The following is a 12969-nucleotide window of genomic DNA, read 5'->3' on the forward strand; positions in this document are numbered from 1 at the left end:
TGCACCCTACCCATGGGGGTGTGGTTCTTTTCGCGATGGCTGTGCGCCGGCCTGCTGCTGCTCGCGGCGGCGGCGATGCCGTCGGGCGCGCGGGCCGCCGCCGGCACGCCGCTCGACGTCTGCATCGCGCGGGTCGCGCCCGGCGACACGCCGGCCGCCATGTTCGCCGCGCCCGGACGCTTCAACTGTGCCACCCCGCAGACGCGGTTCGGCGCCGGCGACTATTGGATCCTGTCGCAGCCGCTGCCCGGCGGCACCCGCAGGGGCGCGGTGCGCAGCGGCAGCGTGTGGCAGGACCGGCTCGATCTGTGGGTGCGGCACGCCGACGGCACGCTGGACCACCAGTTCGTCACCAGTGCCACCACCCACGAGAACCTGCGCCTGGGCGCGATGATCGAGTTCTTCTTCCGTCCCGGGGGATCGCCGGTGACGCGCGTTCTCTGGCGCACGCAAGGATCGGTGAACCTGCGCGGCGTCCTGCTGGGTGCACGGCTGATGAGCCATGGCGATTCCGCCAACCAGGAGGTGGTGTCCGGCATGCTTTATGCGGCGTTCGGCGGGATGTGCCTGGCGCTGCTGGTCTACAATCTCGCGCTCTGGGCCGCGCTCCGCCAGCGGTTCCAGCCGGCCTATTGCTTCCTTCTCCTCTGCCTGCTGGGCTATGCGATCAGCTCGTCGGGCGCGCTCGGCCAGTGGACGGGCATGGACAACAACCTGCGGCTGCGGCTCAACGCGGTGCTGCTCGCCGCGTCCGGCATCGCCGCGATCCTGTTCGCCCGCGCGTTTTTCGAGCGGCCGGTGTTCAATCGCACGCTTCGCCGCGCCAGCACGATCGCGATGGCGGCCGTGGGCGCCACCAGCTTGTGCTATTCCGTTCTCGCCCCCTGGCACATGGGCCTGTTCGATCGGGGCATCAGCTATTCCTTCCTGATGCTGGTGTCCGTCGCGCCCTGGGTGCTGTGGCGCGCCTGGCGCTGCCGCAGCGCGTACCTCCTGCTCTTCGCGCTCGCCTGGGGCGTGCCGATCGCCGTGGCCGGCCTGCGCATCGCTGCGGCGCTCAACCTGATCGGCTGGAGCTTCTGGGTCGACAATTCCACCCTGCTGTCGATGGCGCTGGAGGCGCTGCTCACGTCGCTTGCCGTATCCTACCGCATCCTGCTTCTCAGCCGCGAACGCGACGAGGCGCGCGAACAGGAAATCGCGGCGCGCCTCCTGGCCGACACCGATCCGCTCACCGGCCTGCTCAATCGCCGCGCCTTCCTGCGCGACGCGATCGGCCGCGAGGGCGAGCAATCGCTGCTGCTGGTGGACGTGGACCATTTCAAGCGCGTCAACGAGACGATCGGCCATGACGGAGGCGACGAGGTGCTCCGCATTGTCGCGCGCACCTTGCGCCAGGTCGCGGGCGCCGGCGCGCTGATCGCCCGGCTCGGCGGCGAGGAGTTCGCCGTCCTCAAGCCCTTCCGCGAGGCAGCGGACGGGGAAGAACTGCTCGCCTCCCTGCGCGCCGCCCGCATGCCGTTCGACCTCACCGTCACGGCAAGCGCGGGCGCATGCATCGGCCCGCTGGAGAGCGAGGTGGACTGGAAACACCTCTACCACCATGCCGACCGGGCCTTGTTCGAGGCCAAGAAGGCGGGCCGCGACCGCGCCCGATCTGCCGCGCGTTCCCTCCTGGCCGCGGCCTGATCTTGCCGCCGCGCCGCCGTTGCGCTAAGGTGCGGCCGGATCGGGAGAACACACATGCGCAATCGCCGCATCGCCCTTGGGATTGCTGCTGCCGCGCTTGCGCTTCTTGCCGTGCACCGGCCAACCGCGCAGTTCACGATCCTGACGCACGACCATGCCGATCTCTCGCCGCACAAGCTGCAGGCGGCGGTTGATCTCGGCCCGCTCGCCGTCCACGTCCTCTACACCTGGACGGAGCATTTCGCCCGCTGATCGCAGCGCGGGTCTGGGCAGGGTCGTGCTTTTCTGCAAACAACCGGGCCATGCCTGACCTGTCCGCCACGCGCGCCGATCGCCTGTCTTCCCTTCGCACCGAACTTTCCGCCCGCGGGCTGGACGGCTTCGTGGTTCCGCTCACCGACGAGCATATGAGCGAATATGTCGGCGACTATGCCCGCCGCCTCGCCTGGCTCACCGGTTTCGAGGGCTCGGCCGGCAGCGCCGCGGTGCTGGCGGACAAGGCTGCGGTCTTCACCGACGGCCGCTACACCCTCCAGGTCCGCGAGCAGGTGGATGGCGCGCAGTGGGAGTATGTCGGCGTTCCCGCCAACAGCATCGCCGGCTGGCTGGCCGAGCATGCCCCGACCGGCGCGCGGATCGGCTATGATCCCTGGCTGCATACCCGCGCCTGGGCGCGCGACACGGCCGAGGCACTCAGCGGGCGCGGCGTCACGCTCGTGGCGGTGGACAGCAACCCGGTGGACGCGGTCTGGCACGATCGGCCGGCGCCCTCCCCTGCCCCGCTCACGGTGCAGCCGGACGAAGTCGCCGGAGCCGCTTCCGCCGCGAAGCGCGCCGCGCTGGGCGAGGCGCTGGCGGAGATGGAGGCCGACGCGGCGGTTCTCGGCGCTCTCGACTCCATCGCCTGGCTGTTCAACGTCCGCGGCGCCGATGTCAGCCGCACGCCCGTGCCGCTCGCCTTTGCGCTCGCTTATGCCGACGGCACTGCCGACCTGTTCGTCGCGCCGGAGAAGATGACGGCGGAGGTCGCCGCGCATCTGGGCAACGCCGTGCGCGTCCGCCCGCGTGCCGACTTCGCCGCGGCGCTCGCGGAACTCGCCGGCAAGCGCGTGGCGGTGGATCCGGACCGCACGGTGGCGGCCATCCCCGATGCGCTGGAGGCGGGCGGCGCCACGCTGGTCCTGCGCCGCGACCCCACCGTGCTGGCCAAGGCGGTGAAGAACCCCGCCGAGATCGCCGGCCACCGCGCGGCTTCCGCCCGCGACGGCGCCGCACTCGCCCGCTTCCTGCGCTGGGCGGAAGCGGCCCTGCCGGGCGGCGGCGAGACCGAACTGAGTGCCGCGGCCCGGCTGGAGGCCTTTCGCCGCGATACCGGCGTGCTGCTGGACCTTTCCTTTGACGCGATCTCCGCCACCGGCGCGCACGGCGCCATTCCGCATTACCATGTCACCGAGGAATCGAGCGCACCGATCCTGCCGGGCCAGCTCTACCTGATCGATTCGGGCGGCCAGTATCGCGACGGCACCACCGACGTGACCCGGGTGATCCCGGTGGGGCCGCCCACGGCCGAGATGCGGGATCGCTTCACCCGGGTGCTCAAGGGACACATCGCGCTCGCCACCGCGCTCTTTCCGCCCGGCACCAACGGCGGCCAACTCGATTCGTTCGCGCGCCATCCGTTGTGGGAGGCGGGGCTGGATTTCGAGCATGGCACCGGGCACGGCGTCGGCGCCTATCTGGCGGTGCACGAGGGGCCGCAGCGCATTGCCAAGCCCAACTATCCGGGCGGCGGCCCGTCCGAGCCGCTGCTCGTCGGCATGATCCTTTCCAACGAGCCCGGCTACTACAAGGCGGGCGAGTACGGCATCCGCATCGAGAACCTGCTGCTGGTCGAGGAACGCCAGGTGCCCGGCGGCGAGCGGACCATGCTGGGCTTCGAAACCCTCACCTTCTGCCCTATCGAGCGCATGCTGATCGAGCCGACGCTGCTCACGCCCGCCGAGCGCCACTGGCTCGACGGCTATCACGCAAAGGTGCTCGATGTGCTCGGCCCGCTGCTCGGCGCCGAGGAGCGCGCCTGGCTGCTCGCCAAATGCGCGCCGATCGGCGGCTAGGACCGCTCGCCCTCGTCCCGGTCCGGCGCGTGTCCGGCCGCCGGAGAGCCTTCGCTTTCCGGCACCACGGCGCGCGCCTGCGCCTTGCGGCGACGCAGATTCTCGCGGAGCGCAGCCGCCCGGCGCGCTTCGCGTTCAGTGCGCTCGTCCTTTTCCTTCATGCCGTTGCCGTAATCCGCGCTGCAACCGCTTGACAAGCCGGCCGCGCTCGTCTCTTAGGCGCGCTCCCGCGGACGATCCGCGAGTGCTGCCGTAGCTCAGTGGTAGAGCGCATCCTTGGTAAGGCTGAGGTCGTGAGTTCAATCCTCACCGGCAGCACCATTTTTCCGGACTTCCGCCAGCCGCAGGGTTGGCCGGCAACGTTCCTCCCCTGCCGCATCACGCCGTGCCGCATCTCCGGATAGCCAGGGCGCGGTCGCCCGGCATGTTCCGCAGGGTCCAGTTCAGGCCATCGGCGCCGGCAAGCGCCTCGGCGCAACCAAGCTCCCGCCCCGTGATCGTGTCCCACTCGATCACACGGTAGCGCCCTGGCGGCAGCGGCAGGCGCAGCCGGTGCTCGCCGGAGGACGGCGTGCCGACAACCCTGCCATCCTCCTGCAGGGCGCCCCTGCGCAGAAGCCAGACGATCGCCTGCTCCGCATCGCCGCCGGCAAAGGCGTGATAGCCCTTCACGCGCAGCGTCAGCGGCGTCCGGCGGAATCGCTGCCAGTCGATCAGGGGCAGGAAGCCCGCCATCGCGCGTTGCGCCCGCCGCATGCCCGCGGTGAGGACATGGGGATGCCGGTTCGGCCAGCGCATGCCCCCGCCCGCGCCGCCGCTGGCGAGATGTGCCCAGCTCATGTGGCGGAAATATTCGTCGTCGAACGGCTCGGGCAGCGTCTTGTGCTTGTCCTTGAACCGATGGATCGGGCCGTGCTCGGTGTCGAGGAACGGGCGCCCGTCCGTGATCTCCCCCAGGCAATGCCGCACGATGCGACCGGTGGCGAGCGCCGGGCGCACGGTATCGACCGGGTCGTCGATCGGGCCTTTCCGGTAGATGTGGATGGTCGCGAAATCGAGGTCGGGGTGGCGGAAGATCGGCTCGGCCAGCGGCAGGTCGGGCCGGTCCCACAGCTCGGGGCCGTACAACGACACGGTCTGCGGGTGGCTGCGGCCGTAGAGCCGCCGCTCCATGGAGCGGACGTGCCCGGAAAGGTCGGCGATGAACTCGCCAAAGCAATCCGCGCTGTTCTCGGCCTGCCCGGGGTGGATCTCGTTCCACAGATCCCAGGCGAACAGCGCGCCCGATCCGCCCCACCGCTCGACGATGAAGGTCAGCCGGGCCTTGATCGCGGCACGCGTGCTCCCGCACAGCAGAAGCCGCGACGGATGCGGCAGCGGTCCGCCATGGGCGGTGTTCCAGGGGTGATGCCGCCAGTGCAGCCACATCCAGAACGTATCCACCGGGGTTAGCAGGATGCGCAGCCCGGCACGCTCGCAAAGCGCGAACAGATCGTCCCACAAGCGCACCATGGCCGGCACCACCACGCCCGCCGGCCGCTCGAAATAACGGTGCCGCACCTGCGCATATTCGATCATGAGGCGCAGGCACGTCACGCCATGGTCGACGAGCCATGCCAGGTGCCGCTCCACCGCGGCGAGATCGCGGCGGCGGAACAGCGGCGCCAGCTCCGGCCAGCTGATCGCATCGTTCTGCCCGATCGGCGTCCAGTTCGCGCCGGTATCGTCGACGAAATAGGGGGCGTGCGGCGCAACCTCGATCCAGGGGAGAGCGGACGGCGGCACGGACCAGCTGTGCCAAACACCGCGTGCAGATACAAATGTTTACAGATCGATCTGGGTTAACGTCCCGCCCGATCCGGCCGGCTACGATGCATGGGGAGCCGGGGGGCTCGTTGGAGTTGCCGATGACCGTTGTGGCCCCGCTCGTCCCCGCTTTTGCCCGCGACAACGGCCTGCTTCTCTGCTTTTCGCACCTGCGCTGGAACTTCGTGTTCCAGCGGCCGCAACACCTGATGACGCGCCTCGCGCAGCGCATGCCGGTCCTGGTCTGGGAGGAGCCGGAGGTCGCCGGCGTGCCCGCACCCGAACTGTCGATCCGGCAAGCGGCCCCGAACCTGCGCGTGGCCACGCCGCGCCTGCCGCACGGGCTGGAGGCCGCCGCGACGGAGGCCGCCCTGCACGATCTGCTGCATGGCTTCCTGGCGGGCGAGCCGCCGGTGGCGGTGCGCTGGTATTATACGCCGATGATGCTCGCCTTCTCGCGCGACGTGGCGGCGGCCTGCACCGTGTACGACTGCATGGACGAGCTTTCCGCTTTCCGCTTCGCCCCTGCCGAGCTGCTGGCGCTGGAAACCGAACTGCTGGCCGCCGCCAATCTCGTCTTCACCGGCGGGTACAGCCTGTACGAGGCGAAGCGCGCGCGGCACCCGGATGTGCGCCCCTTCCCGTCCAGCGTGGATGCGGAGCATTTCGCCCGTGCCCGCGTCCACAAGCCATCGCGTGGCCAGCCGCCGCGCTTCGGCTTCTTTGGCGTGCTGGACGAGCGCATGGACCTTGATCTCCTTCGCCAGCTGGCGGAAGCGCGGCCCGAATGGATCATCGAGGTCGTCGGCCCGGTGGTGAAGATCGACCCGGCCGAGCTGCCCCGCGCCGCCAACCTGCGCTATCCGGGCATGCGCACCTACGACGAACTGCCGGCCACCATCGCCGGCTGGGACGTCGCCCTGATGCCGTTCGCCATCAACGAGGCGACCCGCTACATCAGCCCGACCAAAACACCGGAATATCTCGCCGCCGGCCGCCCGGTGGTGTCGACGCCGATCGTCGACGTCGTGCGGCATTATGGCGCGATCGCAGGCGTGCGCATCGCGGAGGCAGGTCCGGCCTTCGTGGAGGCCTGCGAGGCGGCGCTGGAACTTGCCCGCGGCGAGACGCGGTCGTGGCTCGAGGCGGCCGATGCCCTGCTGGCGCAGACCTCCTGGGACGACACCGCGGCCCGGATGATGGCCGCCATCGAGCAGGTCATCGCCCGGAAGGCGCCGGGGGGCGAGCCGGAGCATTACGATTACCTGGTCGTGGGCGCGGGCTTTGCGGGCGCCGTGATGGCCGAGCGCCTGGCGGCGGACGGGGGCAAGCGCGTGCTGGTGATCGATCGCCGCCCACATATCGCCGGCAACGCTTATGACGTGGAGGATGCCGCCGGGCTTCTCATCCACCAATATGGGCCGCACATCTTTCACACCAATTCTGGCGAAGTGTTCGACTATCTGTCGCGGTTCACCGCTTGGCGTCCCTACGAACACCGCGTGCTGGCGGAGGTACGCGGGCAGCAGGTGCCCATCCCGATCAATCGCACGACACTGAATGCGCTGTTCGATGCCGAGCTGACGAGCGACGAAGAGGCCGCCGCCTTCCTGGCGGCGCGCGCCGAGCCGGTGGAGCAGGTGCGCACCTCGGCGGACGTGGTGATTTCCGCGGTCGGCCAGGAACTCTACAAGCTGTTCTTCCGCGGCTATACCCGCAAGCAATGGGGCCTCGATCCGTCGGAGCTCGACAAGGCCGTTACCGCCCGCGTGCCGACCCGCACCAACACGGACGACCGCTACTTCACCGACACGTACCAGGCGATGCCCGCCGCCGGCTACACCGCGATGTTCGCAGCCATGCTGGACCACCCCAACATCACCGTCCGCACGGGCGTGGACTTTGCCGAGGTGCGCGACAGCGTCTCCTACGATCAATTGGTCTATACCGGCCCGATCGACGAGTATTTCGACCATTGCCACGGCAAGCTGCCCTACCGCTCGCTGCGGTTCGAGCACCGGACGCTGGACGAGGAGCAGCATCAGCCGGTCGCCGTGGTGAACTATCCGGACGAGTTGGTGCCCTATACCCGCGTGACGGAATACAAGCACCTGACCGGGCAGTCGGGCCCCGTCACCAGCGTGACCTTCGAATATCCGGCGGACGCGGGCGACCCGTATTACCCGATCCCGCGGCCGGAGAACCAGGCGCTGTTCAAGCGCTACGAGGCGCTGGCGCTGGCCGAGCCGAACGTGGTCTTTGTCGGCCGGCTGGCGACCTATCGCTACTATAACATGGACCAGGTGGTCGGGCAGGCGCTCGCCACCTATCGCCGCCTGAAGGCGCGCGACGAAGCGAGCCTGCTCGCCGCAGCGGAGTAGAACGGCGACATTTCCCCGGCCCTGCCGCGGACGGCGGGGCGGGGATCAGGCCCGGTACAGCGCGGGAAAGGCGGCCTTGAACGCGGCCAGCTTGGGCCGGTCGAAACGGACGATGTAGCCGTAATCCGGATTACGGCGTGCGAAATCCTGGTGAAAGGACTCGGCTGGGAAGAACCCGCCCTTCTCCAGCCGGGTCACGATCGGCTTGCCGAACGCGCCGCTCTTGCTCAGTTGCGCGATATAGGTGGCCGCCACCCCGCGCTGCGCGGGCGATTGCGGAAAGATCGCGGAGCGATAGCTCGGGCCGGTATCGGGGTATTGGCGGTTCAGCTGCGTCGGATCATGCGCCACGGCGAAATAGACGCGCAGCAGGGTGGCATAGCTCACCAGCCTGGGATCGAAGGTGATGCGCACCGCCTCGGCGTGACCGGTGGTTTCCGTGCTCACCTGTTCGTAGCTGGCCGAAGCGCGCGTCCCGCCGGCATAGCCGGACTGCACGTCGCGCACGCCCTTCACATGCTCGAACACCGCCTCCATGCCCCAGAAGCAGCCCCCGGCGAGAACCGCGGTCTGAAGCCCCGGCGTGGCCGGCACGTCGCGCGCGGCGGCCGGGATCGGCACCGCCCGCTCCGCGGTGGCAGGAGTGGACAGGGCCGCCGCACCGATCAGCGCGGCGATACCGGACAGGCCAAGGAGGGCGATCTTGCTCATGGCCACCATATGGGTGGCACAGGCTTCCCGGAAAAGATCAGCGAACCGCGGCAATCGCCGCGGGCGCCTCCAGGGCGAGGCCTGCATCGGCAGGCTGCAAGGCGAACAGACCCGCCGCACCCAGCGCGAACCCAAAGGCGAACTGCCACAGGAAGCTGGACTTGATGACGGTGCGCATGATCGGTCTCGGTTGATTGTTGGTTGCCGTGGCAACGAAAAAGGTGGCTCGCAACTCGGCGCTTACGCGCCAACTTGCAAGTCCACATTTCGCAAACGCAATGTTACGGAAAACTGACCCTGATCGTCAGGGAAGCGACAGGTTCAGCGCAGCGCCGTCGCCGCCGTCTGGATGCGCTCGCAGGCGGTGCGCAGCACGTCGTCGGCCGTGGCATAGCTGACGCGGAAGGCGGGCGAGACGCCGAACGCCGCCCCCTGCACCACCGCGACCCGCGCGTCGTCGAGCAGGTAGGCGACGAAATCCTCGTCCGTCTCGATCCGCTTGCCGGCCGGCGTGCTCTTGCCGACCAGCCCGGAGATATCCGGATAGACATAGAAGGCGCCCTCCGGACGCGGGCAGGTGATGCCCTCGGCCTGGTTCAGCAGGGCAACCACCAGGTCGCGGCGCCGCTCGAACAGCCTGGCATTGTCCTTCAGGAACGCCTGGTCGCCGGTCAGCGCCGCGACCGCGGCGGCCTGGGCGATGGAACAGGGATTGCTGGTGGACTGGGATTGCAGCTTCGACATCGCCTTGATGAGCCACGGCGCGCCACCGGCAAACCCGATCCGCCAGCCGGTCATCGCATATGCCTTGGAGCAGCCGTTCACCGTCAGCGTGCGCTCGTACAGCGACGGGCAGACCTCGGCGATCGTCGCAAAGCGAAAGTCGCCAAAGGTGATGTGCTCGTACATGTCGTCCGCGAACACCCAGACGTGAGGGTGCCGCTCGATCACCTCGCCCAGCGCCTTCAGTTCGTCGGCGGTGTAGCCGGCGCCGGTCGGGTTCGAGGGCGAGTTCAGGATGACCCACTTGGTCCGCGGGGTGATCGCGGCATCGAGCTGCTCGGGGGTGATCTTGTAGTTCTGGTCGGCCCCGGCCGCGACGAACACCGGCACGCCACCCGCGAACAGCACCACGTCCGGATAGCTGACCCAGTATGGCGCCGGGATCACCACCTCGTCGCCCGCATCCAGCGTCGCCACCATTGCGTTGAACAAGGTGTGCTTGCCGCCGACGTTAACCGTGACCTGCGACGCATCATAGGTCAGGCCGTTGTCGCGCCGGAACTTGGCGACCACGGCGTCCTTCAGTTCGGGCGTGCCGTCGACGTTGGTGTACTTGGTCTTGCCGGCATGGATGGCCTCGATCGCGGCCTGCTTGATGAAGTCGGGCGTATCGAAGTCGGGCTCGCCCGCGCCCAGGCCGATCACGTCCACGCCGGCGCGCTTCAGCTCGCCCACACGCGTGGTGATCGCGAGGGTGGGCGAAGGCTTGATGCGGGCAAGCGCGGCGGAGGGCTGCATGGCGTTTCCTGATCTTGCGGAGGATGCCGGCCTATAGCCTCGCTGTGTTCGCATCCGCAACATTGCGCGCAACATTCTGCGCAAGCACGGCCGGCAGCAACCCGCGCAGCGCATTGCCGACAAGGAACCCGCCCGCGAGGTCGCCGCGCGTCAGGTCACGCTCCACCGCCTGTCCGGTGGCAAGCAGTTCCTCGCGCAGCACCCCCGGCAGCAGCCCGCGGGCGAGCGGCGGCGTCAGCAGGAGGCCGCCCCGCCGCACGAACAGATTGGTGAAGCTGCCTTCCGTCAGCAACCCGTCCGGCCGCTCGAACACCACTTCGAACCCGGTTCGCGCCGCATCGTAGAAACGGCGGTCTCCCGTCTTGTGGCGCAGGCGGAAGTCGGCGGGGTCGACCGGCAGCGGCACCACCGCCACCTCCACCGCGCCGGGTGATGGCGGCGGCGGCGGTGCAATCTCGATCGCCACCGCGCCGGATGCGCCCAGCAGTAACCGCACCCGGCGCGGCTCGCGCAGGCGAAAGGTGGCCGCCTGCAATTCGTTGCGTGCATCGTGCCGGTCGAAGGGAATGCCGAATCGCGTCGCGCTGGCCTTCAACCGCGCAAGGTGCCGTTCGAGCAGGCGCAGCCCCTCCTCCGGATCGAACGCCATGGTTTCGATCAGGTCCACGCCGCGCTGCCCCAGCGTCAGGAAAGCGCCCTTCGCCTGGCATTCGTCCAATTCCGCCGCAGCGCGCGAATCGGCGACAATGCCGGAACCCAGCCCCAGCCGGGCCTCCTCCATTCCCGCGTCGATCGTCAGCGTGCGGATCGCCACGTTGAAGCTGGCATTCCCTGCCGGATCGCACCAGCCGATCGCGCCGGTATAGGCACCGCGCGGGGCGGGCTCGACCTGGCCGATCAATTCCATCGCGCGGATCTTCGGCGCTCCCGTCACCGATCCGCAAGGGAACAGGGCAGCCAAGGCCTCGGCAGGGCCGATCCCCGGCACCAGCCGCGCCTGCACACCGGAGGTCATCTGGTGGATGCTCGGAAAAGTCTCCACGGCGAACAGGCGCTCCACCGTCACGCTTCCCGGCTCGGCGATGCGCGCCAGGTCGTTGCGCATCAGGTCGACGATCATCAGGTTCTCGGCGCGCTGCTTCTCGTCGGCGGCGAGTGCCCGCGCGACTTCGGCGTCCTCGGCCGCATCCTCGCGGCGGCGCGCGGTTCCCTTCATCGGGCGCGCGGTGATCGTGCCGTCCTCGATCGAGAAGAACAGTTCGGGCGAGAAGCTCAGCAGCCACTCCGCTTCCGTCCACACCACCGCGCCATGGGCGGCGCCCGCGCGCCCGCGCACCGCCGCATAGAGCGCCAGCGGATCGCCGGCGAACGGCACGCGCGCCGCCAAGGTCAGGTTCGCCTGATAGATGTCGCCCGCCGCGATCCAGCCGAGCACCCGCTCCACCGCTTCGGCATGGCCGGCCTCCGGGATCAGCGGCTCCGGCGTGCCGACCCAGGCGCCGGCAGGATCGGGCAGCAGGTCGGCAACCTCGCCCTGCCCCAGCGCGCGATAGCCCGCGAACAGGCCGAACCAGCCCAGCGGCGCCTTTCCACCACCCAGATGTGCCAGCCGCGGCTCCAGCGCATGCCCCGCTTCGTAGGCCAGGAACCCCGCCCCATGTCGGCCCGACAGCGACGCGAGCAGGCCGGGCACGTCGCCGGGGTCGTCCGCCCGAACCACCTCGACCGGATCGACATAGAGCCGCCCGCCCCCGCCAGGGCGCGCATCGTCGATCAGCACGAAGGGCCGGGCACGGTCGATCACAGGCCCGCGATGCCCGCTCCGAACCGCCGCGGCAACCTCAACTTGCCGGCCCCGGCCTCCCGTGCCACTCCTGCCGGCATGGAAAACCCGCCCCTGCGCGCCGCCATCGTGCCCGTCACGCCCCTGCAGCAGAACTGCACCTTGCTCTGGTGCACCAAGACCCTGCGCGGGGCGGTGATCGATCCGGGCGGGGATCTGCCGCGGATCAAGGCGGCAATCGCCGAGCATGGCGTCACCGTCGAGAAGATCCTGCTGACCCATGGCCATATCGACCATGCCGGCGAGGCCAAGCCGCTGGCGGACGAGCTCGGCGTGCCGATCGAGGGGCCGCACCGCGAGGACGCATGGCTGCTCGGCAGTCTGGCGGAGGACGGTGCGAAATACGGCATCCGCGGCGTTTCCTTCTCCCCCGATCGCTGGCTGGAGGAGGGCGAAACCGTCACGGTCGGCGATCTTGTCCTGGACGTCTACCACACGCCCGGCCACACGCCCGGGCACGTGATCTTTCACCATCCCGCCTCCAGCCTGGCGATCGTCGGCGACGTGCTGTTCCAGGGTTCGATCGGCCGCACCGACTTCCCGCGCGGCGACATGGCACAACTGATCGATTCGGTGGTGAACACGCTGTGGCCGCTGGGCGACGAAACCGTCTTCCTTCCAGGCCATGGTGGGCCGAGCACCTTTGGGCGCGAGCGGGGATACAACCCGTTTGTCGGCGACGCCGCATTGGCAGGATCATCGGGTCAACCAGCCTGACGCCCGCCCGCTTTGCTTGAACGGGCACGGCGGAAGAGCGGCAGACCCTAGCGATCGAGATCGTCGGCCGGTATCGGCGCAGCCGATGGGCTCATGCGCCCGCAACGAGCCTCGCATCCGGCAGGCTGCTTTTCCGCCTGCCTGCGCAGCCGTTCTTCCCCACGCGCTTGCAACGGACGCGGAAATC

General features: G+C 69.2%; 11 protein-coding genes and 1 tRNA gene. 6 read left to right on the plus strand and 6 right to left on the minus strand.

Translation table 11 applies throughout. The features are described from left to right. Positions 1-18 precede the first annotated feature (18 nt). From DVW87_RS12575 to DVW87_RS12585, 3 genes are read left to right on the plus strand one after another with little or no spacing between them, the layout of a single operon-like run. A complete protein-coding gene (locus tag DVW87_RS12575; protein WP_239017874.1) occupies positions 19-1689 on the plus strand; it encodes a GGDEF domain-containing protein in 1671 nt (556 codons plus the stop codon). A gap of 54 nt (positions 1690-1743) precedes the next feature. Next, positions 1744-1941, plus strand: a complete 198-nt coding sequence (locus DVW87_RS12580; protein WP_114688077.1) for a hypothetical protein — start codon at positions 1744-1746, stop codon at positions 1939-1941. A 50-nt stretch (positions 1942-1991) separates the two neighbouring features. Next, the gene (locus DVW87_RS12585; RefSeq protein ID WP_114688078.1) at positions 1992-3803 is read left to right on the plus strand and encodes an aminopeptidase P family protein; all 1812 of its coding nucleotides are present in this window, start codon (positions 1992-1994) and stop codon (positions 3801-3803) included. Here DVW87_RS12585 and DVW87_RS18115 read toward each other — a convergent pair. Continuing rightward, the gene (locus DVW87_RS18115; RefSeq protein WP_181814820.1) at positions 3800-3964 is read right to left on the minus strand and encodes a hypothetical protein; all 165 of its coding nucleotides are present in this window, start codon (positions 3962-3964) and stop codon (positions 3800-3802) included. The genes DVW87_RS12585 and DVW87_RS18115 overlap by 4 nt on opposite strands. A gap of 85 nt (positions 3965-4049) precedes the next feature. On the opposite strand from DVW87_RS18115, the gene DVW87_RS12590 reads away from it, so the two are divergent. Beyond that, positions 4050-4124 (plus strand) — tRNA-Thr (locus DVW87_RS12590). A 57-nt stretch (positions 4125-4181) separates the two neighbouring features. Here the strand turns inward: DVW87_RS12590 and DVW87_RS12595 are convergent. After that, positions 4182-5588, minus strand: coding sequence for a glycoside hydrolase 5 family protein (locus DVW87_RS12595; RefSeq protein WP_220149820.1), 1407 nt, complete (start codon positions 5586-5588; stop codon positions 4182-4184). A 122-nt stretch (positions 5589-5710) separates the two neighbouring features. Here DVW87_RS12595 and glf point away from each other — a divergent pair, with 122 nt between their 5' ends. Then, the gene (glf, locus tag DVW87_RS12600; protein WP_239017875.1) at positions 5711-7990 is read left to right on the plus strand and encodes a UDP-galactopyranose mutase; all 2280 of its coding nucleotides are present in this window, start codon (positions 5711-5713) and stop codon (positions 7988-7990) included. A gap of 45 nt (positions 7991-8035) precedes the next feature. Here the strand turns inward: glf and msrA are convergent, their stop codons facing one another. The 4 genes from msrA to pabB all read right to left on the minus strand — a co-directional run bounded on the left by msrA (position 8036) and on the right by pabB (position 12026). Further along, positions 8036-8701 carry a peptide-methionine (S)-S-oxide reductase MsrA gene (msrA, locus tag DVW87_RS12605; RefSeq protein WP_114688229.1) on the minus strand — a complete coding sequence of 222 codons (666 nt, stop codon included), beginning with the start codon at positions 8699-8701 and terminating at the stop codon, positions 8036-8038. A gap of 37 nt (positions 8702-8738) precedes the next feature. Next, positions 8739-8879: a hypothetical protein gene (locus DVW87_RS18120; protein ID WP_181814821.1), complete on the minus strand. Its 141-nt coding sequence runs from the start codon at positions 8877-8879 to the stop codon at positions 8739-8741. 143 nt (positions 8880-9022) lie between these two features. Further along, positions 9023-10222 carry a pyridoxal phosphate-dependent aminotransferase gene (locus DVW87_RS12610; protein WP_114688079.1) on the minus strand — a complete coding sequence of 400 codons (1200 nt, stop codon included), beginning with the start codon at positions 10220-10222 and terminating at the stop codon, positions 9023-9025. Positions 10223-10253: 31 nt separating this feature from the next. Then, entirely contained in the window at positions 10254-12026 is a 1773-nt protein-coding gene (gene pabB, locus DVW87_RS12615) for an aminodeoxychorismate synthase component I (protein WP_239017876.1), read from the minus strand. A 78-nt stretch (positions 12027-12104) separates the two neighbouring features. Between pabB and DVW87_RS12620 the strand changes: the two genes are divergently transcribed. Continuing rightward, a complete protein-coding gene (locus DVW87_RS12620; RefSeq protein ID WP_114688080.1) occupies positions 12105-12782 on the plus strand; it encodes an MBL fold metallo-hydrolase in 678 nt (225 codons plus the stop codon). Positions 12783-12969: the final 187 nt, after the last annotated feature.

Origin of the sequence: Sphingomonas aracearum (genome assembly GCF_003345355.1) — a bacterium.
GTDB lineage: Bacteria > Pseudomonadota > Alphaproteobacteria > Sphingomonadales > Sphingomonadaceae > Sphingomonas > Sphingomonas aracearum.